The sequence below is a fragment of the Longimicrobiales bacterium genome (assembly GCA_028823235.1).
Taxonomy (GTDB): Bacteria; Gemmatimonadota; Gemmatimonadetes; order Longimicrobiales; family Gaopeijiaceae; genus UBA2589.
The window spans coordinates 1-25687 of the sequence record JAPKBW010000022.1; the positions used below are offsets into that span (position 1 = coordinate 1).

At 60.2% G+C, this 25687-nt stretch carries 21 protein-coding genes; 2 read left to right on the forward strand and 19 right to left on the reverse strand.

The features are described from left to right. Positions 1-277: 277 nt before the first annotated feature. The 18 genes from OSA81_11425 to era form a co-directional block, all read right to left on the reverse strand. Positions 278-412 (reverse strand): hypothetical protein, encoded by a 135-nt coding sequence (locus OSA81_11425; GenBank protein MDE0899619.1) that lies wholly within the window; start codon positions 410-412, stop codon positions 278-280. Positions 413-435: 23 nt separating this feature from the next. Then, the gene (gene lpxA / locus OSA81_11430; protein MDE0899620.1) at positions 436-1242 is read right to left on the reverse strand and encodes an acyl-ACP--UDP-N-acetylglucosamine O-acyltransferase; all 807 of its coding nucleotides are present in this window, start codon (positions 1240-1242) and stop codon (positions 436-438) included. Position 1243: 1 nt separating this feature from the next. Then, positions 1244-2530 (reverse strand): bifunctional UDP-3-O-[3-hydroxymyristoyl] N-acetylglucosamine deacetylase/3-hydroxyacyl-ACP dehydratase, encoded by a 1287-nt coding sequence (locus OSA81_11435; GenBank protein ID MDE0899621.1) that lies wholly within the window; start codon positions 2528-2530, stop codon positions 1244-1246. 125 nt (positions 2531-2655) lie between these two features. Further along, positions 2656-3723, reverse strand: a complete 1068-nt coding sequence (gene lpxD / locus OSA81_11440) for a UDP-3-O-(3-hydroxymyristoyl)glucosamine N-acyltransferase (GenBank protein MDE0899622.1) — start codon at positions 3721-3723, stop codon at positions 2656-2658. 97 nt (positions 3724-3820) lie between these two features. Next, positions 3821-4357 carry an OmpH family outer membrane protein gene (locus tag OSA81_11445; protein MDE0899623.1) on the reverse strand — a complete coding sequence of 179 codons (537 nt, stop codon included), beginning with the start codon at positions 4355-4357 and terminating at the stop codon, positions 3821-3823. A gap of 154 nt (positions 4358-4511) precedes the next feature. After that, positions 4512-6968: an outer membrane protein assembly factor BamA gene (gene bamA / locus OSA81_11450; protein MDE0899624.1), complete on the reverse strand. Its 2457-nt coding sequence runs from the start codon at positions 6966-6968 to the stop codon at positions 4512-4514. Then, positions 6965-9451 (reverse strand): ATP-dependent Clp protease ATP-binding subunit, encoded by a 2487-nt coding sequence (locus OSA81_11455; protein MDE0899625.1) that lies wholly within the window; start codon positions 9449-9451, stop codon positions 6965-6967. The genes bamA and OSA81_11455 overlap by 4 nt, the downstream gene beginning before the upstream one ends. Before the next feature lie 6 nt (positions 9452-9457). After that, positions 9458-10585 carry a protein arginine kinase gene (locus OSA81_11460; GenBank protein ID MDE0899626.1) on the reverse strand — a complete coding sequence of 376 codons (1128 nt, stop codon included), beginning with the start codon at positions 10583-10585 and terminating at the stop codon, positions 9458-9460. A gap of 10 nt (positions 10586-10595) precedes the next feature. Continuing rightward, positions 10596-11090 carry a UvrB/UvrC motif-containing protein gene (locus OSA81_11465; GenBank protein ID MDE0899627.1) on the reverse strand — a complete coding sequence of 165 codons (495 nt, stop codon included), beginning with the start codon at positions 11088-11090 and terminating at the stop codon, positions 10596-10598. Positions 11091-11098: 8 nt separating this feature from the next. Continuing rightward, positions 11099-11845, reverse strand: a complete 747-nt coding sequence (locus OSA81_11470; protein MDE0899628.1) for an ABC transporter ATP-binding protein — start codon at positions 11843-11845, stop codon at positions 11099-11101. After that, on the reverse strand, positions 11838-13094 hold the full coding sequence (locus OSA81_11475) for an ABC transporter permease (GenBank protein MDE0899629.1): 1257 nt from the start codon (positions 13092-13094) through the stop codon (positions 11838-11840). Before OSA81_11475 ends, OSA81_11470 begins: the two co-directional genes overlap by 8 nt. 2 nt (positions 13095-13096) lie before the next feature. Then, complete coding sequence (gene lysS / locus OSA81_11480) at positions 13097-14623, reverse strand: lysine--tRNA ligase (GenBank protein ID MDE0899630.1); 1527 nt, start codon at positions 14621-14623, stop codon at positions 13097-13099. A 20-nt stretch (positions 14624-14643) separates the two neighbouring features. Beyond that, complete coding sequence (gene prfB, locus OSA81_11485; protein ID MDE0899631.1) at positions 14644-15687, reverse strand: peptide chain release factor 2; 1044 nt, start codon at positions 15685-15687, stop codon at positions 14644-14646. Positions 15688-15852: 165 nt separating this feature from the next. Continuing rightward, positions 15853-16404, reverse strand: a complete 552-nt coding sequence (locus tag OSA81_11490) for a hypothetical protein (GenBank protein ID MDE0899632.1) — start codon at positions 16402-16404, stop codon at positions 15853-15855. Between the two features lie 477 nt (positions 16405-16881). Beyond that, positions 16882-19098 carry a ribonuclease R gene (gene rnr, locus OSA81_11495; protein ID MDE0899633.1) on the reverse strand — a complete coding sequence of 739 codons (2217 nt, stop codon included), beginning with the start codon at positions 19096-19098 and terminating at the stop codon, positions 16882-16884. Positions 19099-19102: 4 nt separating this feature from the next. Continuing rightward, the gene (locus OSA81_11500; protein ID MDE0899634.1) at positions 19103-20062 is read right to left on the reverse strand and encodes a hypothetical protein; all 960 of its coding nucleotides are present in this window, start codon (positions 20060-20062) and stop codon (positions 19103-19105) included. Then, a complete protein-coding gene (locus OSA81_11505; protein MDE0899635.1) occupies positions 20062-20973 on the reverse strand; it encodes a hypothetical protein in 912 nt (303 codons plus the stop codon). Before OSA81_11505 ends, OSA81_11500 begins: the two co-directional genes overlap by 1 nt. Before the next feature lie 55 nt (positions 20974-21028). Beyond that, positions 21029-21949 (reverse strand): GTPase Era, encoded by a 921-nt coding sequence (gene era / locus OSA81_11510; GenBank protein MDE0899636.1) that lies wholly within the window; start codon positions 21947-21949, stop codon positions 21029-21031. Between the two features lie 157 nt (positions 21950-22106). Between era and OSA81_11515 the strand changes: the two genes are divergently transcribed. Beyond that, positions 22107-22808, forward strand: coding sequence for an FkbM family methyltransferase (locus OSA81_11515; GenBank protein ID MDE0899637.1), 702 nt, complete (start codon positions 22107-22109; stop codon positions 22806-22808). A 123-nt stretch (positions 22809-22931) separates the two neighbouring features. Further along, complete coding sequence (locus tag OSA81_11520) at positions 22932-24059, forward strand: aminotransferase class V-fold PLP-dependent enzyme (GenBank protein MDE0899638.1); 1128 nt, start codon at positions 22932-22934, stop codon at positions 24057-24059. Between the two features lie 237 nt (positions 24060-24296). Here OSA81_11520 and OSA81_11525 read toward each other — a convergent pair whose 3' ends face one another. Further along, entirely contained in the window at positions 24297-25460 is a 1164-nt protein-coding gene (locus OSA81_11525; protein ID MDE0899639.1) for a PQQ-dependent sugar dehydrogenase, read from the reverse strand. Positions 25461-25687 lie beyond the last annotated feature (227 nt).

The window sequence follows — 25687 nt, forward strand, 5'->3', positions numbered from 1 at the left end:
AGGATCACCAGATCGGGGCGTTGTTCGTCGAGTAGCCGCCGGACCTGACGTTCGAGTCGTCGGAAATACGGGATCTTGGGCAACACCTCGACGAAGCCCATCACTGCCAGGCTGTCCAGTTCCGCAAATAGCTCTACACCCGCTTCTTTCATTGAGGGGCCACCGATTCCGAACAGCTGAGCCGTCGGATGGCGTCGAGAGAGAGCTGAAACCAGCGCCGCTGCGTGGTGATCGCCAGAGGCTTCCCCGGCTAGGATCAAAAGACGAGGACCCGTCGTCAGAAGGCGCTGCCGAGGTACCAGATCGCGATTAAGGTAAAGCCGAGGAGCCCCAGTAATTTTCCGTTCGGCATACCCTTCCGGGTATCAATCCAGTTCTTCTTTCGCCGTTTTCGGGCTCGAATCAGAGACATGAGGTCCTCCTGAAGCGTCGGTTCTAGGTAGTTACGCCGCGCTCACTCGCGCGAATGAACTCGATCATGTGCCGCACTTCTGGCACGCCGGTGATCTCGGCTTCAGCCCGATTCAGGGCCTTCGAAAGCATGACATCACCCTGAAAGAGCATCCGGTACGTCGCCTTGAGCGCCTTCTGTGTCTCATTGGACAGCCCGCGGCGCTCCAGTCCTACTTTGTTCAACCCGTAGAGTTTCGGCGGGTTTCCAGCGGCCCGACAGTACGGAGGCACGTCCTGAGGGACCCGAGATCCCCCACCGACGAACGCATGCGCGCCGATGCGAACGAACTGGTGAATCGGAGTGACCCCACCGACGATGACCCAGTCCTCGATATGAACGTGACCCGCCATGTTCACCGCATTGGCGAGGATCACGTGATTTCCAATTTCGCAATCGTGGGCGACGTGCGTGTATGCCATCAACAGGCAGTCACTTCCGACGACCGTGCGACCGGAAGCCGCGGTCCCACGGTTCAACGTGGCGAACTCACGAATCACCGTGCGATCTCCGATGCTCAGTTGAGCCTTTTCGCCTTTGAACTTGAGATCCTGCGGATCCGTGCCCAGCACCGCGCCGTTCGCAATAAAACAGTCGTCGCCGATAGTCGTGTCCTTTTCGATCAACACGCGGGGACCGACCTCCGTGCCTGCGCCCACCTTCACGCCAGGTCCAATCAGGGCCCACGGTCCAACTATTACGCCATCCCCTAGTTCAGCGTCGGCGTGCACGATCGCCGTGGAGTGAATCTGGGTTTCACCCCGCGTACTCAAAGATACCTGTTCACTCATCTCACTTATCCACAATCCGAGCCATGAATTCAGCCTCAGCGACGACGTGCCCGTCCACTAAACCGCGACCGGCAATCCGGCAAATTTGTCGCCGGAATTGAACGACATGCAATTCGAAGACTAGTGTGTCCCCCGGAGTGACCGGCCGCCGGAATTTCACGTTATCCATCGTCATGAAGTACACGACTTTACTCTCCGGATCCTCCACATGATCCATGAGAAGCAGACCGCCGCACTGGGCCATAGCCTCCAGGATGAGGACGCCAGGCATGATCGGATGACCTGGGTAGTGCCCCTGAAAGAACGGTTCGTTGATCGTGACGTTCTTGATTCCGACGATGCTCTCGCCCGACACGAAATCAATGATCCGGTCGACCAGCAACATCGGATACCGGTGCGGCAGGAATTCCATAATACGCGCGATATCGGCCACCGGCGGGCCGGCGCGACGAATTTGCTTACGGATGGCGCGTGCGAGCTCGACGTTCCCCGTGTGGCCCGGACGCTCAGCAACGACATGGGCCCTCAGGCGCCCTCCGAGCAGCGCTAGGTCGCCGACGAGATCACCCACCTTGTGCCTAAGGAATTCGTCTTCGAATCGGAGCCCCTCCTCATTCATGACTCCGTCCTTCCCGATTACCACCGCGTTGTCCAAAGATGCTCCCAGCGCAAAGCCACGCGCATGGAGCGCCTCGGCGTCGGCCTGGAAGCCAAACGTGCGCGCGGGTGCGAGAGCCGATTGAAAAGACGATTCATCTACTAGGAATGAACCGAAGCTTCGCCCGATCCGTTGGTCTTCGAAGTCGATCGTCGCGGAGATTCGCAACGCGTCGGCCGGTGTCACGACATAGGATGAGCCACCGGCTTCTTCGACGTGAACGACCGATGGCACCGTGAAAATCTCTGCCTCTTCATCCTGATCTACAGCTCCCGCGTCATGCAGCGCTGCAGAGTACTCTTGAAACGATCCGTCGCGAATCGGAACCTCCTGCCCGTCCATTTCGATGAGCACGTTGTCGATGCACCCACCTGAAAGAGCGGCCATGACGTGTTCGACGGTCAGCACACGTGCTTCACCACTCGCGAGCGTCGTGCCGAACTCCGTGGCAATCACGTGCTCCACGGTGGCGGGGATCTCAGGCGCATCGTCGAGGTCCGTTCTCCGGAATCGAATCCCTGTCCCGGCCTCAGCAGGATTGAACCGAATAGAGGCGCCCTCTCCCGAATGGACGCCGACCCCGTCGAGCGTGATTTTCCGAGCGATGGTGCGCTGTGAAGGCCGACTCATGCGGTAGAACCTCGCTCGTTACGGGGCGCGGTGGTGCGGGCTTCGAACGTTAAAAAAGTAACGACTAACCCGATGGTTACCTACGGGTTGCGGCGTGCAAGTCATATATCCCAATGCCCCGTCCATTACCCGGACTTGAGTCTCTCGACCTCTTCTTCCAACTCCCGAATACGCTCGAGCATCTTGGGGATTCTCCCGATACGAGCCTGACGCCAAACCTCATCCACATGAGGGATGGCCGGGAATCCGGATACCGTCTCACCAGCCGGTATGTCTCGTGTGACCCCGGATCGCACCGCGATGCGGGCGCCATCTCCGACCTCGACCTGGTTGATCACCCCTGACTGACCGCCGATCCAAACCCCTTTGCCCACTCTCGTCGATCCAGCCACCCCGGACATCGCGGCGATCAGTGTCATCGCACCAATTTTCACGTTGTGCGCGAGGTGAACCAGGTTGTCGATCTTCACGCCCATGCCGACCCGGGTATCACCTAACGATCCCCGATCCACCACCGTATTCGCACCGATCTCGACACCATCGCCGATGATGCACCGACCGATCTGTGGCATTTTCGCGTGCTCGCCGTCGACGAATGTGTATCCAAAGCCGTCCACGCCGAGGGTCACACCACTGTGGATGATGACGTCGCTGCCGATCTCCGTGTCATAGTAGACCACCACATGGGGATAGAGTCGCGTCCGATCACCTACGACAGTGCCATGTTGAAGGACGCAATGCGCTCCGATCCTTGTGCCTGCTCCGACGCGGACTCCCTCCTCGAGCACGGCGTACGGGCCGATCGCAATGCCTTCGCCGAGCACGATGTCCTCGGCCAAGACCGCCGTCGGATGAACACCCGGCGTCCACACGTCCCGTGGCGCAAAGTGCGATTGAAGGCGGCGCAGCGCCGGATACGGATCAACCACGACGATGCTCGCCGCGGAATCGGGCACCAGAGAGACCAAATCTTCCGAGACCAGGTACGCAGAGCCTTGGCAGCCCCCCACATGCTTTCCGTACTGGCGGAGAGCCAGAAAGGCGATCTGGCCCGCAGTGGCCTCGTCCACCGGTGCGACACCGGTGATAGCCTTGTCACCCGCTCCCGACAGGGTGCCCCCCACGAGATCGGCCAACTCTGCGAGCGTCGGGAGGCTACGTCGAGTCGTGTCGCTTACATCGTCTTCAGGCATGGTCGATTCTAGGTTTCCTGAATGCGGGAAGGACCCGCCGGGCATTAAATCTGCTCCGCGAGTCCTTCGCTCCACTCATGATCTTTGCTTAGTGCTCTTAGTCGCCGCCCTGCCCTGCTCCTGGCGTAGACTGAAGCCGCATGATGACTTCCTGCGTCAGGTCGAGCGCGGGGTCGGCTGAAACGATCGAGCCGGACGCAGCATCCAAAATTATGGAGTAGGCCCCCTCCTCGCGCATCGTCTCAATGATCGCAGTGATGTTGTCCATCACTGGCTGAATCAAGGCAGCTCTGCGTTGCTCTGCGAGCTGCTGAAGCTGCGTGGTGCGCTGCTGATACTCTTGGAACTTTGCCTGCAACTGGGCCTCCCGATTAGTCCTCGCTTCAGGCGAAAGCGTCAACTGCTGCTGCTGAAGCGCGGCTTCCAAGTTCTGGAGCTCTGTCTCGGTCTGCGTGACCTCAGCCTGATAGCCCGCCATCTCGGCATCAAAGGCGGCCCCGGCAGCCTCCGCACCAGGCGCGTTGGCTAGAATTTCCTGAGAATTGATGTAGGCAATTTTTAGTGTCTGTGCCTCGGCGGCTCCGGCCGAGAGCAAGAAGGCCAGCGCCAGAAGCGCAAAAGACGTGCGTCGCATAATCCTGACTCCGTGTTGTGTCATGCCACCGGACTCTCGTAATCCCCTCAAGGCCGGCAGGCTCCCGTGTTCCCCATGCGACCCGTCAATGAGCCGCGAGCATAGCATCTAAATGTGTAAAGGCTGCCAAAATATGTACAGTCGCTCCGATTGATTACAGTCCTGCGCCCATCCGAAAATGGAGCTGCCATCCAGGCACCGTCCGATCGAGTCCATACGCGTAATCGAGCCCAATCGGTCCAAACGGCGTCACGATCTGCATCCCCACACCAACCCCTCGATACAGGGTGGACGGATCGAAGTCGCGAGGATTCCTCCAAACGCTTCCCGCATCGTAGAAAACGTGCACCCCGAGCTGGCCACCTAGTCGCGCCGCGTACTCCGCAGTCAGACTAAAAAAGGCGTCCCCAAGTCGGGCGATGTCCGTGATGTCGGTCGACCCCTGTGGGAAGAAGCCCCTCGGCGTGATGGAAGTCTCGTCGTACCCGCGGAGGTTTTGTCCGAACTGCACACCACCCATCCAGAATCGATCAAACGGGAATGCCGCAGCATCGCCGAAGATCGCACCCGCGCGCAGAGTTAGCCCAAGAGCAAACGCCACACCTCCACCCTGCGGGTCTCCCCCGATCTGACCGGTCGGCACCCACCAAGTTCCGTCACCGAGCACACGCGTAAAGTCACCATCACCGCCCAAGAAGCCACCATTCTGCTCAAGGGTGACGTTCTGGCGTGAACCGACGGTCGGGAAGATCGGATGATTCAGAGTCTGCCGCGTGATACTACCTGAGAGCTGGCTCTGGACTCCCGGTGGGCGACCGAACAGCGACGTATCATCAACGTCACTGAACAGTTCGTAGTTGGTCCGGGAAAGGCTGTATCCAACGAAAAGTCGTGTGTACTGCGACCCCCGCCAAGGGAAGCCGAGGCGGAAATTCGCCCCAAGACGCTTCCGCTGCCCTGTCGAGAACTGGAAGAAGCGGTCACGTGAATTGAACAGCGCAACCGTGCCGGAGGTTCTGGTCTGGAGCAGAGCCGGATCGGTGTAGGACATCTCAAAGCTGTTGATGTAGCGGCCGAAGTCCCAGCGTAGCGACCCCGATTTCGCTTGACCGAACAGGTTCGGCTGATCGTATCCGATGAAGCCGGAGAGCCCCACTCCACCTCCGACAGACGTACCGAAGTTTATCGAGCCAGTCTGCTTCTCTTCGACCTGGAAAGTCAGGTCGACATCGCCGTTGTCGAGCGGCGTGATATCGGGAAACGGGAGTGGCGCCTCGAAGAAGCCAAGGGCCGAGATGTTCTGATATGTCTGCATCACCCGGTCCTGGCTGTATACGTCTCCAGGGAAGACGAACATTTGGTTTCGAATCACCCATTCGTAGGTGTATTCGTTCCCCTTGATATTGACCCGATTGATGATGGCCGGCTGCCCCTCATTAATCTCCCAAGAGGCATCGACTGTAGGCGGCTGGTCACCTTCCGCTTCGTTGATGCTCACGACCGGATTCACCCGGACGTACAGGTACCCCTCATTCCGGTAAAGCTCCTCAACGCTTTGAATCGCGAGGTTGAACGCTTCCGCGTCGAAGAGCTGCCCTTTTTCGTTCGCCGTCCCGCCACTCCCACCGAACCCGAGACTCCCGAGGATGCCGCCACCGCGGGTCGAGCGGAACAGCTCCTGGAGCTCTTCCACTTCGAAGACGGTGTTGCCGTCGACGGCGAAGTCACCGAGTTGGTATTGGTCTCCTTCGTCGACCGTCACCTCGACCCGTGCTTTCCCGCTCTCCGGGTCGACGATGATCGTGTCTCCCAACACCACGAAGTCGAGATAGCCGCGAGACCTGTATAGTCGGGGCAATTCTTCTTCGAGATCGCTCAAAAAATTGACCTGACCGAACGTTCCGTCTCGGAACCACCAGAAACCCTCGGCAGAGGTCGACATGACCCCACCCAGCTCTTTGTCTGTCAAGCCTTCATTTCCCACGAAGTCGAGCTGAGCGACCGTCACTCGTTGGCCCTCGGACACATCGAGAATGAGTTCGATCTCGTTCGAGGCTCCCTCGATCGCTACCCGTCGATCGGTGATCTCCGCAAAAGGAATGCCCTCACTAGCCAACTCTGATCGGATAAACGCCTTCGCGTTAATGATCTTCTGTTCGCTAAGCGGAAAGCCCGAGTTCAGGCCCGTCGTGTCGCGCACTTGCCGTGCCGACACGTTCTGAAGTCCCTCGATCGCCACCCTGCGGATGAGGGGAGCTTCCAGCACCTCGACCGTGAGAATGTAGGGGGCGACCCCTGCGCCGCGCGGCTCACTAGCTCGAATCACTACGTCAATGAATTGACCCGTGTTCAGCAGTTCCTTGGTGCCGCGCTGAACCGCTCGATAGGTGATCTCTTGTCCGGGTTGGATCGCGAACAGGGACAGAATGAACTGTGCCTGAATGCGAACATTTCCCTGAACTTCGAGAGAATCAACCTGAACCAGCCCTTCGGCCTGCTCCTGTGCTTCTACGGCTGTCGATGACAGTGCCGCCACGACGCCAAAGAAAGCCACCGCAAGTGCGGTAGCCTTTCCGAGACGGTGAGCGACGATGAGGACTCTCTGACTCACGTCTTGGTCGCCGACTCCGCACGAAGGATGAGGCCCGGTTCGTCCGGATCCAAATCGACCTCAATCTCGTCGCCCCCGGTGAACTCGGCCTGTAGAATTTTCTCGGACAACGGATCCTCAAGGTGTCTCTGGATCGCCCTCTTAAGGGGGCGCGCTCCGAACTTCTCGTCGTATCCCTCGTCGACGAGAAACTCGAGTGCGGCATCGGTGAACCGGAGAGTGATGCCCTCCTCTGCAAGCCGACCCCGCACATCCTCCATGAGAATGTGAATGATCTCGCCAATCTCCAGCTTCGTCAGAGAGTGGAAGACGATGGTGTCGTCCACACGGTTAAGAAACTCCGGGTTGAATGCACGTTCGATTTCCTGACTCACTTTGTCTTTCATGATGTCGTAGCTCGCCTTCGGATCGGCCATCTGGAATCCGAGGCCTCCGCCCTTGCTGATGTCTCGGGCACCGAGGTTGGACGTCATGATAAGCACGGTGTTCTTGAAGTCGATCACTCGACCGTAGTTGTCAGTCAGATGTCCCTCGTCGAGCACTTGCAAAAGGATGTTGAAGACATCGGGGTGGGCCTTCTCGATCTCGTCGAGAAGCACGACCGAGTAGGGGCGACGCCTCACAGCCTTCGTGAGAGCGCCGGAATCCTCATAACCGACGTACCCCGGAGGTGCACCTATCAGACGAGACACAGAGAATTTCTCCATGTACTCGCTCATGTCAACACGAATCAGCGCCTCGCCATCGTCGAACAGGAATTCAGCGAGAGCCCGCGCCAGCTCCGTCTTACCCACGCCGGTCGGACCGGAGAAGATGAATGAGCCGATTGGACGCCGTGGATCCTTCAGGCCTGCCCTGCTACGGCGAATCGCTCGACTGACGGCCGTGATCGCATCATGCTGGCCGACGATCCGTTTGTGGAGTTCGTCCTCCATATGCACCAGGCGCTCAGACTCCGTCTGAGCAATGCGCTGCACAGGAATCCCCGTCCAACGACCAACGATGAAGGCCACTTCTTCGGTGGAGATTTCAGGACGGTGCTGCTTACGCTCTTCCTCCCATGCCTCCTGACGGGCGCGAATCACTTCGCTGTGCTCCCGTTCCTCGTCCCTGAGTTCCGCTGCACGCTCGAAGTCCTGATCACCGATTGCCTGTTCTTTCCGGTTCGCGATCTGAACCAACTGCTCCTTAAGTTCCTCGACGTCGGCCGGCGGAACCGCGTTGGCAATCCGCGCTCGCGAGCCCGCCTCATCAATAACGTCGATCGCTTTGTCGGGGAGGAAGCGGTCCGTGATATACCGATCTGCGAGCTTGGCGGCGTGCTCGAGCGCATCATCGGGAATTGTGACACGGTGGTGATCTTCGTAGTGGCCACGCAGGCCCTTCAGGATCTCGACGGTCTCTTCAACTGCGGGTGGGTCAACGATGACCGGCTGGAAGCGACGCTCGAGCGCGCCATCCTTCTCGATGTACTTGCGGTACTCGTTGAGGGTCGAGGCCCCGATGCACTGCAACTCACCGCGCGCGAGCGCCGGCTTGAGCATGTTCGACGCATCGATCGCACCTTCAGCCGCACCGGCACCGACGAGCGTATGAAGCTCATCGATAAACAGGATGACAGTCTTGCTCTCCTGGATCTCGGTCATTACCGCTTTCAGGCGCTCCTCGAACTGACCGCGGTACTTGGTCCCGGCAATCACCGCAGCCATGTCGAGCGCGAGGACCTTGTGATCCCTCAGGGCCTCGGTGATCCCACCTGCGGCGATAATCTGTGCGAGGCCCTCCACCAGCGCGGTCTTGCCCACCCCTGGCTCTCCAATGAGCACAGGGTTGTTCTTCTTGCGACGGCAGAGAATCTCTACGACACGTTCGATCTCATCAGCCCGCCCAATGATTGGATCGAGTTTTTTCTGCTTCGCCAGTTCCGTCAAGTCACGACAGAAGTGGTCGAGTGCCGGCGTCTTGGATTTCTTGTCCCCGCCCTTGCCGGATCCCGGCGTCACGTCGCCCCCGCCCCCGATTCCAGCGGGCTCGGACGGAGACATGTCACTACCCAAGACCTTGAGGGTCTCTCCTCTCGCTTCATCGAGGGTGACACCAAGTGAGTTCAGCACCTGGGCCGCGATCCCCTTCTCTTCCCGAAGCAGGCCAAGCAACAGGTGCTCCGTACCCACATAGGAGTGATTGAAGTCACGGGCCTCGGCCATCGCGAACTCGAGGACCTTCTTCGCCCTGGACGTATAGGGGAGTTCCCCGAGTGAGATCGTCGCCTTGCCCTTCCGGACAGATTCTTCGACACGCTCGTGGATCTGATCCAGATCAACACTGAGGTTTTGCAGCACAGCCGAGGCCACGCCCTCTCCTTCGCGAATGAGGCCGAGCAGAATGTGCTCCGTCCCCACGTAGTCATGCTGAAGGCGGATGGCCTCTTCTCGAGCCATCGCGAGGACCTTTCGGACCCGGTCGGTAAAATTGTAGTTCATAACCCGTCAGGGCTGGGCGGATTGATCGTCGCCGCGCGATTCGTCGTCGCTCGGAGAGACTTCACCTTCGGTGGCTAGGACACGACGCACATAAGCGGCTCGATGCGCGTCGCTTTCCTCGATAGAAAGCTCGCGGCCGGCCGCCTGTTCCAGGTGAGCCAGCTGCGTGAATACCATCATCTTGTTGAGTGAGTATACACGGAGTCCGGGCAACAGTTTCAGACTCATGCCCATCCGTACTGGAGCTAGGAAACCCATGAGCTCGTCGAAGGAGAGCAGGCGAGCATAGCGCAGCGTACCGTACGCCCTCCACACCTTGTCCTCGGTCTCCGCACTGGCGTCGCGAATGAGGATCTGACGCGCCTTCGCCTCGTCCCGGATCAGCTTGCGTACAACCCGATCGAGGTGGTCGACAAGGTCCTCTTCGGTCCGCCCGAGTGTGGTCTGATTGGAGATTTGGAAAAAGCTTCCGACGACCTCTGACCCCTCACCAAACAGTCCGCGAAACGTCAGCCCCAGCTCCGTGATGCCTTTCAGCGCGGCCGTGATCTCACGAGTCTCGACCAGCCCGGGAAGGTGCATGAAGACCGAAGCACGGAGTCCTGAACCGACATTCGTCGGGCAACTTGTAAGGAAGCCGAATTCGGGGTGGTACGCGAAAGGAAGCTCCCGCCCCAACTCCTCGTCGAGCCGGTCGACAATGTCCCAAGCCTCGTGGAGGCGTAACCCGGAAAGAAGGCTCTGTACCCTGAGGTGGTCTTCCTCGTTGACCATCACTGATACGGGCTCTCGCCGGGAGAAGTGTACTGCAGTACCGTGCGCTGGGTCGTCTCCCGCCTCACCCAGAAGATCACGCGTCACCAGCCGACGCTCGTATAGAATCCGCCGCGTGCGTTCGGAAACCGTGGGCATTTCCAGAAGTGCACCGCCCCGCAGCACGTCCGATCGCTCGACCGAGTGCCTGAACTGCTTCAGTACCGCCTCTCGATCGTTGACGCGGGCACGGGGGCCAAACGCGTAGCCCTGAAGATTCCTGGCGATTCGAACCCGAGTCGACAGTACGATGTCCGAATGCTCTCCACTCGCCTCTAGCCAGCTGAGGCCGTGATCCGGGATCGCTTCAAAGTCGTTCACAAGGCCCACCTCATACGGGCTCCAGTGTATTTATCTGGTCCCGAATCTCCGCCGCGCGCTCGAAATCCTCAGTCTGAACAGCCCGTTCGAGTCTCCGGCGCAGTCCTTCTAGTCGGCGTTCCATCTCCGAAGCGCTGGGATCCGGAGACAGATAGACCTTGCCGACGTGCTTCGAGCCGCCGTGGATCCTTCGCAACAGCGCGGGCAACGCGGCCCCGAACGTCTCGTAGCAGTGCGGGCAACCAAGACGGCCGGTCTTCTTGAAATCCTTGTAGGTCATGCCGCAAAAAGAGCATTCGCCGTTTCCCCAGTCGCGCTCAGCAACCGACTCCTGCGTCATCTTCGACAAGACGTCCAGCAGCGGCTGTTCTTGCATCTGCGGGGCCGTCTCAAGCCCCTTCTCCGCAGCACACTTCTCGCAAAGGTGGTGTGTCGAAATCTCATCATTGACGATCTGCGTGAGATGCACGACGGCATCGGTCGAACCACAGTTTCCACAAGTCATGTCACCCATCATCGTACCTGCCCCGCGTACGCCGGATGGAGCCGACCGGCCGTCATGTGCAGCGCGCGGTCCGCACGAGCGGCCAGATCGGGATTGTGCGTTACGACGACGAGTGAAAGGCCACGTCGCTCGCTCAGGCCGAAGAGCAGGTCATGAAGCTGACCGCTCGTCTCCGTATCGAGGTTGCCGGACGGTTCGTCGGCAAGCAGAACGACGGGATCGTTCACCAGGGCCCTGGCGACCGCAACCCGCTGTTGTTCACCACCCGAAAGCTGGCGCGGCTTGTGCTCGGCACGTGCCGAGAGTCCGACGTCCACCAGTAACTCGCGCGCGACTTTTTCAGCGGACCCCGGATCTTGGCCGGCGATCAACGCCGGCATCATGACGTTCTCGACGGCGGTGAATTCTCGCAGAAGGTGGTGAAATTGAAAGACGAACCCAATCCGACGGTTTCTCAGATCCGCGAGGTCCTCGTCTGCCAACCCCGCCACCGCATGGCCCTCAATGAGCACTTCTCCTTCGGTCGGCTGGTCGAGTGCACCAAGCAAGTGGAGGAGTGTCGATTTGCCTGCACCACTCGCGCCCGTGACCGCCACAGTCTCCCCACTCGCCAACCGCAGATCAAGTCCGTCGAGGATCACGAGTTCGGATCCGTCCCCTCCCACGAATCGCTTGGACAGCCCCCTCGCCTCGAGGGGTAGGGGCGCTCCTGTGGGTGTGCCACCTCTGGGCGCCGCACCCGTCTCGCTACTCATGTCGGATCGCATCGACCGGCTCCATGCGAGCTGCTCTGAGCGCCGGATAGATGGTGGCCCCGAACGCCACGACCATCGTGGTCAGCGCGATCATCGAGATCTCGGTTGCACTGATCCGGGCGGCGAGATGGTTCACGAAGTAGATGCCGTCGGGTATCCGAATGAGTTCATACCGGTCGATCGCCCAGGACATACCGACCCCCAGCACTGTCCCCGCCAGCGTCCCTACGACCCCGATCCAGACACCCTGCATGATGAATACCCGCATGATGTTGGCCTGCGTCATGCCCATCGTGCGGAGAATGCCGATCTCCTTGGTCCTCTCCGAGACGACCATGACCAGCGTCCCTACGATGCTGAAACCCGCTACGAGTACGATCAGCGAGACGACGAAGCCGATCGCCAGTTTTTCCAGCTGAAGCGCGTTGAAGAGGGCGCTGTTTCGACTGACCCAGGAATCGACCGTATAAGGGAAACCGAGGCGATCCTTCACCTCCTCTGCGACCTCCCGTGCGTCCTGCGGACGCTCCAGTTGGGCACCAATCCCGCTGGCGTCGGTGCTGGCCATACCCAGGAGTTCCTGGGCCGCCGGCAGCGTCGTATACACGTTGCCGATGTCATACTCGTACATGCCCGTGGTGAACGTGCCTGTCACTTCGAACTGGCGGATCGCCGGTTGCGGGATTCCCATCACATTTACGGTGAGGTTTTCCATGGCAATGATCACCATGGTGTCACCCGGAAAGAGTCCCATTCGATCGGCCAGCACTGACCCCACGAGGAGAGGCTCAAGGCCCGACTCCGGTGACTCGAGGTCGAGCACGCCATCGATAATTTTGCGCTCCATCTCGGTGACCGGCACCCGGGTCGTGTCCATGTCGATGCCATAGATATAGGCCGGTTGCGAATACCCATCCCTGGACAGGGCAACATTGGACAGCGCGAACGGAGCCGCCGCGGTTACACCGTCCATGGCAAGGACTGCATCGAGGACGTCTGCGTAGTCCGAAAGGCGAAGGCTCGAGTTGTACTCGAGTACATACAGGTGCGGTGTCGACTCGAGAATCTTGCTGCGAATCTCATCCTGCATCCCGTTCATGATCGCCAAGGCCGCGTTGAGCGCGAGAACGCCAACGGTCACACCCCCGAGCGTAATCCACGTGATGAACGACAGCAGTCCGCGGCCTCCTCCAGAGCGCAGATAGTGCCTGGCAATGAACCAGTTGAGCCGATTGCCGCTCCGGGCCACGTCTACTCCTCGGTCCGAAGAATCGGGAAAAGGATCACGTCACGGATCGTTGGCGCGCCGGTGAGCATCATGACCAACCGGTCGACACCCATACCGACGCCGCCGGTGGGCGGCATCCCATATTCGAGTGCCCGGATATAGTCCTCGTCGATCGGCTGCGCCTCATCGTCGCCGGCCTCCTTCAGTCCGACCTGTGCTTCGAAGCGCTCTCTCTGATCAATCGGATCGTTCAACTCCGAGAACGCGTTGAAGATCTCTGCGCCACCGATGTACAACTCGAAGCGTTCCGTCAGGCGCGGGTCGTCTCGGTGTGGCTTTGCGAGCGGGCTCAGTTCCTTGGGATGATCGATGACGAATGTGGGCTGAATCAAATCAGGCTCGACCACTTCCCCAAACAGCTTGTCGATCAGCTTGCCACGACCGGCTCCGTCGAGCTCCGGGGCCTTCATCTCTTCCGCCTTGGCCCGAAGCTGCTGGTCAGTCATCTCATGGACATCGACACCCAACGCCTCCGACAGTCCGGAGACCAGACCGAGTCGCCGGAACGGAGGCTCGAAGCTGATCTCCTGTCCGCCGACCTCAATGGTGCGAGTCCCGAAGACGTTGTCGAGCACGTGCAATACCATGCGCTCCACCAGTTTCATCTGATCTTCGTAGTCCGAGAACGCCTGATACCACTCAAGCATTGTGAACTCTGGGTTGTGCACCCGGGACAGCCCTTCATTTCGGAAGTCTTTCGCGATCTCGTACACGCGGTCTAGGCCGCCGACAATTAACCGCTTGAGGTAGAGCTCATCCGCGATGCGGAGGTACATCGTCTGATCAAGAGCGTTGTGCTTAGTGACGAAGGGGCGAGCGGAGGCACCACCATACAATGGCTGTAGCGCCGGCGTCTCGACTTCGAGAAATCCCTCCCCGTCCAGAAACCTCCGCAGCTCAGTGATGATCCGCGATCGGGTGCGAAACATCTCGCGCACGTCGGAATGCACGGCGAGATCTGCGTACCGCTGTCGGTATCGATTTTCCTGATCCTGAAAGCCCGAGTGAACGATGCGCTCACCGGTTTCGGCATCCGTCTCGACTTTGCCGAACGGGAGCGGTCTCAACGACTTCGTAAGTAGCGTCCACGACTCAACGTGTACCGTAACTTCGCCCGTCCGGGTGCGGAACGTCGGGCCCTCGACTCCGATCCAGTCACTCAGATCAAGCAGTCCGAGCAGTTCAAAAGACTCTTCGCCAATCGCGTTCTTCTTGAAGTAAAGCTGGATCCGACCTGAGCTGTCTTCGAGGTGCGCAAAGATGCTTCGGCCCATGTCACGCCAGGCCACGATTCGGCCCCCGACGCGCGCAGCCTCTCCCTTGCCACTCTCGGACAGTGTGCCCTCGCCCTCAGCATCCTCGAAGGCGGTGGCGACCTCCAAGCATCGTGCCGACGGCTCGAAGTTGTAGGCAAACGGCTCGACGCCCTTTTCACGGAGAGTTTCAAGTTTCTCGCGCCGATGGCGCATGAGCTGACTCAGATCTTCCATATCGATTCAGTAGGCGCAGGCTATTCGCCCGGCTCTCCTAGCTTTTTCAGGTATGCTTCGATGAGAGGATCCAGGTCGCCGTCCATGACTGCGTGTACGTCGGTGACCTTCAGTTCCGTGCGGTGGTCGTTGACCATCGTATATGGCTGAAAGACGTACGAACGTATCTGGCTGCCGAAGGCGATATCGCTCATACCGTCCTGGAGTTCCTTCTTGGCTGCCTCGCGAGCTTCAACTTCCTTCTTGTACATGGCCGCCTTCAGCATCTTCATGGCGGTGCTGCGATTCTTGTGCTGCGATCGTTCCTGCTGGCACGCCACCACAATTCCGGTGGGTCTGTGAGTAATCCGAACAGCTGAATCAGTCTTGTTCACGTGCTGGCCCCCGGCTCCTGAGGCGCGGTAAGTGTCGATCCTGAGGTCTCCCTCGTCGATCTCGATCTCAATGTCGTCATCGACCACAGGATAAATCACCGCGCTCGCGAACGAGGTGTGTCGGCGCGACTGCGCATCGAAAGGGGAAATGCGTACCAATCGATGCACTCCACTCTCGCCCTTCAGGTAGCCATATGCGCTGTCACCAATGATCTCGAAGGATGCGTTTTTGATACCGCCCTCTTCCGCCGGCTGCAGATCGAGCATGTTCACCGTGTAACCACGGCGCTCCGCCCAGCGGGTGTACATGCGGACGAGCATTTCGGCCCAGTCCTGTGACTCGAGTCCCCCGGCTCCGGGGTGAATGTTGACGATCGCCTCACGGTGATCGTCCTCCCCCTGGAGCATGGTCCGCACCTCAATGGACTCCACACCCGATCGAAGCCCCTCGAGTCCGCCTGAGAATTCGGCTAGCAGGTCCGGGTCTTCTTCGATCTCGAGGAGCTCGACCATTGCATCCAGCTCGTCGACTGACGCGGCCAATCGATTCCAGGGCCCGACCCACCCCTTGATACGATTCGCGTCGTCGATCACGCCGCGGGCCTGCTCCTGATCATCCCAGAAGCCCGGAGCGGCCATCATCTGATCGAGGTTCTTCAGCCTCTCTTCGCGTGTGTCGAGGTCAAAGATACCCCCTCAGTTCACGCAACTTTTCGCGCAGCCCGGCGAGGTCGCTCAGCTGATCCTTGTTCATCGGTTCGAATCGGTGCGAAGGGGAAGTAAAGGCGCGAAGGGTTGCCCGAGGGGGACCGCACCTCCGCGACAAGGCCTCAATATACGGAGAGGGTCGGGCGCCTAGAAGACCTGCTCTCCCTTCGCGAGGATGGAATTCAGGGCCTCGGTCCAGAAGCCACGGCCGGCTCCATTCGCCAGTTCCTCACCGATCATGTCAATGTACTCATTCCACGACTTGTCGATCTCCTCCTCAAAGTCCTGGACGAGCGTGCGGGTGGATAGCGCAGACTGATGGCGTTCGGCGTTGTACATGATCATGTCGGAAACGAGCACCCTGGCCAGACGCTTCGCCTTATCGGTGGGGTCGTGTTTCCCGAGTGTGAATCCCTGGACAACACCTGACGCGGCCTCCGAGAACGCGTCCGCCAGTGGTTCCGCCTCCGGATCGACCACTGGAGATGCCTTGGTGACAGGGTCTGCAACCGGTTCCGGCTCCGGCTCGGCTGCTGGTTCCGAGAACCTCGGCAATGGGTCCGGATCCGCAACCACGGCCTCCTTAGCCATGCCACCCCAGGGGTTGGTTCCGGCGCCTTCCACAGGTTCCTCCGCGACCGCGGGGGTCTCAGCGGATGCGGGGGCCGCGGGCGGTGCCGCCTCGGGTTCCGGCGACATCTCCCTCACCTTCGGCATCACGGGCGGGGCTGCGGGCCTCTCGACCCGAAAGATCTCGCCACAGGAACTGCACCGTGCGTTCACCCCACTCTCGGGGATCTTCGCCGGATCGACTGGGAACGCTGAGGAGCATGACGGGCACGTGACGGTGATGACCATGATCGATTGGGTTAGGTGTTGGTCTCGATCGGCTTGCCCGGCTTATCGGGACCAGCCAACTCAGCTTCTTCCTCGGCCGAGGCCGTCGGCAATCTCGGCGACCGGTGCCGACGATCCACGACGTACTTCGAGCCGGGAAACGATTTCGCGTACGTCTTCATTTTCGCGGCCAGTTCACTGATCTGCGCAACATGCTCTCATTTCTGAGATTGGTTCGTAACCACACCAATCGACAACGCGATCAGGGTGATACGGTGGATGTTGCCACGCCGATCCTTTCCAAGGAAGTATTCCGTCTGGCGAATGCGATGACTGAATTCATGTCGACGGACCTTCCTTCGCGGGCCCTGAAAGCTTGCGAAGAATCCTGAAGTCGACGTGTCGTGCCTCTTTGTCCACTCGAACCACCTGCACTTGAACGCGATCCCCCAGGCGGTAGCTGCGGCCCTCTCGCTCACCGTGAAGTGCCTGATCCCGTTCGCGGTAATGGTAAAAATCGTCACTGAGTCCACTTACATGGACTAAGCCGTCGACAAAGAAGTCTTCGAGCGTGACGAAGAAGCCGAAGGCCGCGACCCCTGAGACACGGCCTGAAAAATCGTCCCCAACGTGCCGCTCCATGAACTCGACCTTCTTCAGCGCGACAGAAGAGCGTTCTGCTTCGGCCGCGGCCTGCTCCCGCGCACTGCACTCCTCAGCTGACCGCACAAGTGCTTCACGGTCGAGGTACGGCGCCTCCGAACGATGGATGAGTACCGCGGCCAGGACGCGGTGCACCACCAGGTCCGGATACCTCCGAATCGGCGACGTGAAATGCAAATAGGCACTGGAAGCGAGGCCGAAGTGGCCGAGGTTTTCCGTGTGGTACCGGGCGCGGGACAAAGATCGCAGAACCAGGTTGTTCACCACTGTCTCCTCCTGGCGACCCCGAACGGCATCCAGAACCCTCTGCAGGTCTGCGGGCTTCAGCGATTTCTTGGCCGTCAGCTTCACGCCGAAACGCGAAAGCGTATCAACCAACGCATCGACCTTCTCCGGCGAAGGTCTCTCGTGCACGCGATACATGGTCGCGAGGTCCAATGCTTCCATGTCATTCGCTACGACCTCATTGGCCAGGACCATGTAGTCCTCTACTAGCCGGTGGCTCTCGAGCCTGTCGCGGCGCCGGATGTCGATCGGCTTTCCCTCTTCATCCAGAACAACCTTCGCTTCGGGCAAATCAAGGTCCAACGCGCCCCGCGCCCTCCGAGTCGACCGCACCCGGCGCGCACAGTCGTCCAGCAGGCGGAGCGCAGCATCGATCTCGGCATTAACCGACCTCGCACCGGTGAGCACCTCTTGGGCCTCTTCATAGGACAGCGCGTGCCGGCAGAGGATGACCGTCCGCTCGTACCGTCGACGAAGGACCTGCCCCTCTCGATCGAGCACGATGAAGGCGGAGACGGCGAATCGGTCCGCGCCGGGATTGAGAGAACACACGTCGTTGGACAAGACCCTCGGCAGCATCGGCACTGTGCGATCAACCAGATACACACTCGTGCCGCGTGCTTCGGCCTCGAGATCCACCAGACCTCCACGTGGGACATAGTGCGAAACGTCGGCGATGTGGATGCCAACCTCGACCTCACCCTTCTCGAGTTCGACAATGGAGAGCGCGTCATCGTGGTCCTTGGCATCGGCGGGATCGATCGTAAACGCGAGGAGATCTGTGCGGTCTACGCGGTCCAGGCCTGGATTCGCGATGCCCTCAGCCGCCGACGCCTCCGCTGCCGCTGTGACTTCTTCGGGGAAGTCCAGAGCGAGCCCAAAACCGTGAGCCACCGCGAGTACATCGACCCCCGGGTCGGTCAGCTTGCCCAGCACCTCTTCGACAGCACCAGTCGGGCCGACACGCCCTTCGCCATACGAGGTGAGCCGGACGACAACGACATCGCCGTCTTCCGCATCTCCTTCTTCGCCGCGTGCGATGAGGACGTCCTTCTTCATTCGGGCGTCGAGCGGGACCACATAGGTGACCTTCGGCGTGATATGAATCACTCCGACGGCCGTGTCCCGGGCTCGCTCGAGCACTCGGAGCACACTTCCGTCCGGACTCCGTCCTCTGCGACGGCCCTCGATACGGACCGATACGCGATCTCCATTCATAGCTGTCTTCAGGCGATGAGCGGGGACATAGACGTCCTCTCCCGCCCCGTCGAGCCGAACGAATCCGTGACCGTCCTTCGTAATCGAAACGAAACCGGTCACGAGGTCGATCGAAGCAGCCACTGCGTAGCGATGGCCCTTCATGCGCACGATTGTCCCTTTTGCCTCCAGCCCGGTCAACAGCCTACGGAACGCGCGATACCCCGTCGCCTCGATCTCCAGCTCCCGAGCAAGTTCCTTAGTCTTCAAGGGCCCCCGGTCCGAGGCAGCCAGCGCGTCGACCACCCTTCGTTCGGGAGAGGCGGTCGCCCGGTCACGTTTCGGACGCTTCGGTCTGGCGGCGCCATTTCTGAGCTTTCGTCCACCACCCTTCTTGCCCCGGCGGCTCATCCAGTCACCATCGGGTCGGAACTCGGACTCGCGTGTGCCATCGGGTGCCCTCTGTTGTGAAAATCGGAACCACCTCGCTCTGTGTACCCCTCACGATACCCCGAGCCGAGACAAAGGCGTCAACCACTGAAACGACGTGGTTCGCGATGATCGCGCCCAGCACATTCGTCGCCTGTCTGTAATTCTCGTCGCTATCCCTGATCAGTGAGCCGTACGTATCCTGATCGGCGCCCGTTCCCCGCCATTCCCAAAGATATGCGCTGTCGTAGGCGCGCTCTTCGTAGTATGCCAGTGCACGTACGTACTGCGGATCGCTCGGAGACGCTCCGGACATCCCACCAAGAAAAAGTGAAGAAGCGAGCGACCAGATCGATCCGTTGAATGTCGCCACATCGACCTCGGGCTGAAGTCCCACTTGCCCAAGGTCCTGGTCGAAGGCCCCCGACTGCTGCCACTTGGAGAGTGTCTCGTAATAGTCGAAGTCCCCATCCATGCGAGGCTCCGCCTGGAGTCTCGCTCGATCCCACGCAAAGTCTCGGTACGCATGTGTCGCATCCGCCCCAGCGGAGCGTCGGTTAACGTATGCGAACCACCCGACGGCCTCGAGTCCGAGGTAGATCCAGCGGCGCTCCTGTCCAATGACATGTTGGCCCGCCCCTGGGAGAACTGCAGACAGAATAGTCGACAAGGCAATACCGCCCGCACCGCCCGCCGCCTGCGGCCCGATGGCCTGTTCGGATGACCTTTTCCAGAGACTTGGCTCCGACTCGGGGCCGGAGGGTTGCCGCCCCTGAGAGAAAGACACGACGGGGGCCTTGAGCGGAGCCCACTCGTCCATGAGCGCGGGAGCAACCAGCCCCTGCACATCGTTACCTCGGCACTGCGCGTCGAGGAAAACGGGACTCGCGGCAGCCACAAATACGACAGCGAGCAACAACCCCGCTGGCCGAGGCCTGGCCTCCATCAGAATCCGATCGAGAAGGTCACATACACGGGCTCGGTCTCACCCGTGAGGGACGACACCGCGAGCGACTTGGCAATCGACAGGTCGAATCTCTCGTAGAGGAGGCCCAGACCAACCCTTCCGCCGTCCTCCTGATTGAGGTCCGAAAAGACCCAGCCGGCCCTGAGCGAAAGCGCCTCGGACCCTCCCGCAGTCAGTTCGCTTCCCACGTAGAGTGATGGCGAGCCAAAATTGCGGAGGCGATCTTCGACTTCGACCGCCACCCATCCCCGTAGTTCGTCCGTCTCCGCGAAGCCGGCCATAACATTGTATGCGGCCGCGACCCGAAGTCTGGCTGGCAGGGGATCCGCCTGTTCGGCGTTGAGTACCTGCAGGCTTGGTCCGAGGTGAGCCACCATCGCTCCAAGCCTCAGCGCGTCGGTCGGGGTCCCCTGGATTCCAACGTCGATAGCGTAGGTCGTAGCCATCGTGCCTTCGTCCGCGCAAATGCCTCGGCATGCCAGCTGAAACCGAATGAGCTTCAGGTTTACTCCCGCCGAAAGGCGGCTCCCGATGCGAGTGGCGCCGGAGACGATCCCTAGGTGATTACGAATGGTGATCGTCCCGGTGTAGTTGCCGAACTCGTCGGTCTGATCGATCTGGCCAGCATCGAGCAGAAAGTAAGAAGCCCCGAGTGCACCTACTCCCCGGCGAGCCCACAAGGCGGTCACGGCTGTCGCTGTTCCGGCCACGTGATCACCTCGAAAAATGACCGCTTGGCTTCGCTCGACTCCCGCGAGACCCGCCGGATTCCAGAAGGAGCCCTCTGCTCCCTCCACCCATGTCATCGCGCGACCCAGCGACACCGCCTGCGCGCCTACAGGTAAAAGTAGGAAGAGTGCACCCTCGGCTCGATCTGCCTGCGCGGACACCGGTTCCGCGAGAAGCGCGGAGCCGGCAAGGCATGCAACCAAGAGCGTGCGAAGGTCAGGAAACCTCAGAGTCGTCCTCGGCGGGAAGGCGGAAGCCCAGTTGGCTCAGATAGGCGCGATTCTTACGCCACGCCTTAAGGGGTTTTACCCAGAGATCGAGATACACACGCTGGCCGAGAAAGGTCTCAATCTTCGCTCGCGATGCCTCACCAAGAGCACGGATCGCGGCGCCCTGTTTACCGATCATCATGCCCTTCTGTGATTTCCGTTCCACGAAAACGTTCATCTGGATGTAGACCGGATCCTCGGCCTCGCGGAATTCCTCGACCTGACAGAACACCGAATACGGAATCTCCTGACGGAACTGCTCAAATATCGTCTCCCGGACCAGTTCGGAGACGAAGAAGCGTACCGGGTCAGACGCGATCTCGTCTTCGGGATACAGGAAGGCATGCTCGGGCAGACCTGCTCGTAGCTTATGGAGCAGCTCACCTGTCCCCTCTCCCGTCTCAGCCGAGATTCGGAAGGCTGGCGCATTCACATGCTGCGTGATCCAGGCTTCCCACTCAGCGATCACGGCCTCGGGGGCCACATCAACCTTGTTGAGCGCCACAACTAGGGGCGCTCTGGCCTCCTCAAGCGCGGTCAGAATCCGCCGCTCGTCTCGCTTCGTCGGTGCAGCCGTCGTATCGACCACCAAGAGCACCAGATCGGCTTCGGCCAAGGCCTGAAGCGCAGCCCCAAGCATCGACCTTTGAAGCAGATCCTTGGCCTCAAGGAGGCCTGGCGTGTCCAGAAATACGATCTGGTCCGAGCCCTCTGTCAGCACACCGGTGACCCTTTGCCACGTCGTTTGCGCTTTCGGCGTCACGATCGAAAGGTGTTCGCCGAGCATCTGGTTTAGAAGGGTCGACTTTCCCGCATTCGGACGCCCCACGAGGGCTACGTATCCGGTGCGTTGAGGAGTGTCAATCAAATCCTGTCCATGAAAAGGAGAAAGTATAGTGCTCGACGGCAGCAAGAGTCAGAGGCCGTATATTGCCTCGATGCAGCTTCCTTTCGCTATCCGTGATTTCGGTCAGGCCCTGTTCCGCGGAATCCCGCTGCGGGTAAGGTCTGGTATCAATCATAACATGAAGTGGAGCATTGTAACCTCCGGTAGGGGATACGGTTCCGGCTCTTTTGGGCGCAATAGGATCGAGGCGCTACAGGCCGTTACGCAGCCCGGAGACACCTTTTGGGACATCGGTGCACACAAAGGATTCATGACGCTCGCAGCGGCGAAGATGGTCGGATCCAGCGGAAGGGTCGTGTCAGTCGAGCCCTCCGAGAGGAATCGCCGGTTTCTGGAGCGACATCTCTCGTGGAACCATGTTACCAACGTCACGGTGATCCCATCCGCGATGGGCGGAGAGGAAGGTGAAGCGTTCTTCGGCGGGCGAGGCGACTCTCTCGCCTATGAGATCGGAACTGGGGATGAGACGGTCCCGATCCGGACCTTCGGCGCAGTCATGCGAGATTTTCAGGTGCCTGCCCCGTCAATTCTTAAAATTGACGCAGAAGCGCAAGAAGGGGCCATTCTTCAGGGATCAGGTGCCGCTATTCCGCCCGACGCAGCCCTGCTCATTTCCGTACACGGGCGGACGCTTCATGAGATCGTGACCCATTGGCTGAGGCAACGTGGGTACCGTATCCTCGAGTCGTGCGAAATGGCTCGATGCTCCGCCGACCCGGAGCATCCCTGGACCAGCGACTACGACCTGCTCGCCCTAGGCCCGGAGCGCGAGGCAGATCTTCAGCGACTCGCCACCCTTCCCCTTTTTTTCCGCCCATAGCTGTCGCTTCTCCCCCCTCGTGATCGAATCCGAGACGCGATTGCGCTTCCCCGACTCCCGTCCCCTATTGGCTTCCGCGAGGCCGCCCAACGCGGACTCTGCCTAACCCCATGGAGGTTCGTGTTGCCTGGACTGCTTTCACACGTCGACCCGGACGGACTGCTGGAGTACTCGGTCGTCTATACCGACCGCGCGCTCAATCACATGTCGCAGTCCTTTCAATCAGTCATGAAGGACATTTCGGCTACCCTCAAGAAGGTGTACAACGCTGAAGCTGTCGTCGTCGTTCCGGGAAGCGGCACGTTCGGCATGGAAGCTGTGGCGCGACAGTTCGCTACAGGTCAGTCGTGCATGATTATTCGCAACGGCTGGTTCAGCTACCGCTGGACTCAAATTCTGGAGATGGGCGAGATCGCGGACTCCGAGATTGTGCTCAAGGCCCAGCGTGTCGGAGATGGCGCGCAAGCGCCCTTCGCCCCTGCCCCAATCGAAGCGGTTGTTGAGGCCATCGGTCGAGAGCGCCCAGGCGTGGTCTTCGCACCCCACGTGGAGACCTCAGCAGGCATAATCCTTCCCGACGCCTACCTCCGAGCGGTAGCTGATGCGGTCCATGCCGTGGGCGGACTCTTCGTCCTCGACTGCATTGCTTCGGGCACGATCTGGGTCGACATGGAGAAATGCGGTGCCGACGTTGTGATCAGCGCCCCGCAAAAAGGGTGGAGCGGCTCTCCCTGCTGCGGCCTCGTCATGCTCAGCCCACACGGGCTGCAGCGTCTCGGCGAGACGAACAGTACCAGCTTCGCGTGTGACCTTGGCAAGTGGCATCAGGTCATGCTGGCTTATGAGAATGGTGGGCACGCTTATCACGCCACGATGCCAACGGACGGCCTCCGTGCTTTCGCAGAAACGATGCGGGAGACTGAATCCGTGGGACTCGACGTGATCAAGGCACGTCAGCAAGAGCTCGGGAATCGAATACGCACCCTGCTCGAGGGACGGGGCTTTCGAAGTGTCGCAGCCGATGGGTTCAAGGCACCCGGCGTGGTCGTGAGCTACACCAGAGATCCGGGCATCAAGTCAGGCGCTAAATTCGCTGCGGCAGGCGTCCAGATCGCCGGCGGCGTGCCTCTTCAGTGCGACGAGGGGGACGATTTTTCTACCTTCCGCGTTGGACTCTTCGGGCTCGACAAGCTCAATGACGTGGAATCCACCATCGAGACGTTCACCAAGGCCCTCGATCGCGTGCACTGAGACTCGATCGGGGTGGGTTACGGCAACGGGACACCAAAGATGTCGTGAGCTGTCCCGCCCTCCCCCACAAGAACCCCACGTGGGCATCGCCCGAATTCAGAGAATTCGGCGACAATGCGACCTCTACGACTCGGCTGAAAAGTAGGCGCGACACCCGTCGAAAGAGGTTCGGTAGGGAGATCCAATCTGGCGATGGAGGCTCAGGTGAGAGCCTGAGCCTCCATTCGGCCGATTCCCTCAGTTGGCAGGCTCCAGACGTACGAGAGCGCTCGGCTCTCCGCTGCGGTCTTCAAGCGCGACATAGATGAAGCCGTCTGGCCCCTGGCGGATGTCTCTCACCCGCCCCAGGCCCTGGAGCAAGGTCTCTTCGCTGACCACGACATCGCCGTCGAGCGTCAGGCGCGCCATCTGCTCACCGGCCAACCCGCCGACGAACACGTTCCCGTGCCACGCCGGGAACCGTTCTCCGGTGTAGTGCATGAGCCCGGACGTCGCGATCGACGGGACCCAGAAGTGTGCTGGAGGCTCCACGTCCTCGCGCATCGTGCCCTCGTGGATCGTAGTACCACTGCCGTAGTTGACGCCAAACCCGACCACCGGCCAGCCATAGTTGAGACCGGGCAGGATACGGTTGAATTCGTCTCCCCCCTGCGGCCCATGCTCCGTGGCCCAGATGTCGCCAGTCTCCGGGATGAAGATCAGCCCCTGAGGGTTACGGTGGCCGTAGCTGTAGATAGACGGCTCGACACCCGCTGTGCCGATGAAGGGATTGTCGGGCGGAATCGTGCCGTCCTCCATCAGGCGGTTGATCGTACCATGGTGGTTCGACCGATCCTGGGCCGGATGCGTAGGCAGGTCGGCATTGGTCGACGCCTGGCGATCACCAACGCTGAAGAAGATGTGTCCCTGTCCGTCGAAGATGATGCGCGAACCGTAGTGACCACGTCCCGCCGAGTTCGCGACAAACAGCTCTTCCACGTCATGCAGTGCGTCGTTCTCGAAACGGGCCCGAATGATCGCGGTTGTGGACGATCCACCTTCTTCACCAGGCTTAGAATAGCTGATGTAGAGCATCGAATTCCGTCTGAAGTCCGGATGCACCACCACGTCGAGAAGACCACCTTGCCCCCGTACATAGATCTCCGGCAACCCCTCGACCGAAGCGGCCATGAGTTCACCGTCTCGAACGATCCGCAGACGGCCCGGGCGCTCGGTCACGAGCATGTCGCCGTTGGGCAGGAAGGTCATGGACCATGGGTTTACCAACCCCTCAGCGACGGTCACGATGCGGAAGTCGTGGTAGGTCGAACGCCGAAATTCACCGGCGTCCTGGGCGACCGCCGAGTTGGCGGTCGATACGAGCAATCCAACCGTGAGCGCGGCCGTGGCAAAGCGTGACATCCCTGCTCTCCTAGACTTCAGACGGGGCAACGCCCCGTGGGGTTCAGATCGAAGCGCAAGAGTAAGCGGGCCCAACGAAAGAGTCGAGGGGTGAGAAGACCGTCCGCGCAGAAAGAGGATAGAGTTCGTGATAAGGCACCCCTCGGTCACGGAACTCGTTCATGAAGATCCACGTGGGGGTCCCACTGATCGGGGAACCCATCTGGTCTCGGACCACAGCCTCAAGC

What these genes read in the sequence shown, in the direction of transcription:
- OSA81_11515 (MDE0899637.1), top strand. Translation starts at nt 22,107, where the DNA reads ATGAAGTGGAGCATTGTAACCTCCGGTAGGGGATACGGTTCCGGCTCT.
- lpxD (MDE0899622.1), bottom strand. Translation starts at nt 3,723, where the DNA reads ATGCCTGAAGACGATGTAAGCGACACGACTCGACGTAGCCTCCCGACG.
- OSA81_11470 (MDE0899628.1), bottom strand. Translation starts at nt 11,845, where the DNA reads ATGAGTAGCGAGACGGGTGCGGCGCCCAGAGGTGGCACACCCACAGGA.
- lpxA (MDE0899620.1), bottom strand. Translation starts at nt 1,242, where the DNA reads ATGAGTGAACAGGTATCTTTGAGTACGCGGGGTGAAACCCAGATTCAC.
- OSA81_11465 (MDE0899627.1), bottom strand. Translation starts at nt 11,090, where the DNA reads ATGACTTGTGGAAACTGTGGTTCGACCGATGCCGTCGTGCATCTCACG.
- OSA81_11525 (MDE0899639.1), bottom strand. Translation starts at nt 25,460, where the DNA reads ATGTCACGCTTTGCCACGGCCGCGCTCACGGTTGGATTGCTCGTATCG.
- OSA81_11435 (MDE0899621.1), bottom strand. Translation starts at nt 2,530, where the DNA reads ATGAGTCGGCCTTCACAGCGCACCATCGCTCGGAAAATCACGCTCGAC.
- lysS (MDE0899630.1), bottom strand. Translation starts at nt 14,623, where the DNA reads ATGGAAGATCTGAGTCAGCTCATGCGCCATCGGCGCGAGAAACTTGAA.
- rnr (MDE0899633.1), bottom strand. Translation starts at nt 19,098, where the DNA reads ATGAGCCGCCGGGGCAAGAAGGGTGGTGGACGAAAGCTCAGAAATGGC.
- OSA81_11490 (MDE0899632.1), bottom strand. Translation starts at nt 16,404, where the DNA reads ATGTCGCCGGAACCCGAGGCGGCACCGCCCGCGGCCCCCGCATCCGCT.
- OSA81_11445 (MDE0899623.1), bottom strand. Translation starts at nt 4,357, where the DNA reads ATGCGACGCACGTCTTTTGCGCTTCTGGCGCTGGCCTTCTTGCTCTCG.
- OSA81_11425 (MDE0899619.1), bottom strand. Translation starts at nt 412, where the DNA reads ATGTCTCTGATTCGAGCCCGAAAACGGCGAAAGAAGAACTGGATTGAT.
- OSA81_11500 (MDE0899634.1), bottom strand. Translation starts at nt 20,062, where the DNA reads ATGGAGGCCAGGCCTCGGCCAGCGGGGTTGTTGCTCGCTGTCGTATTT.
- OSA81_11455 (MDE0899625.1), bottom strand. Translation starts at nt 9,451, where the DNA reads ATGAACTACAATTTTACCGACCGGGTCCGAAAGGTCCTCGCGATGGCT.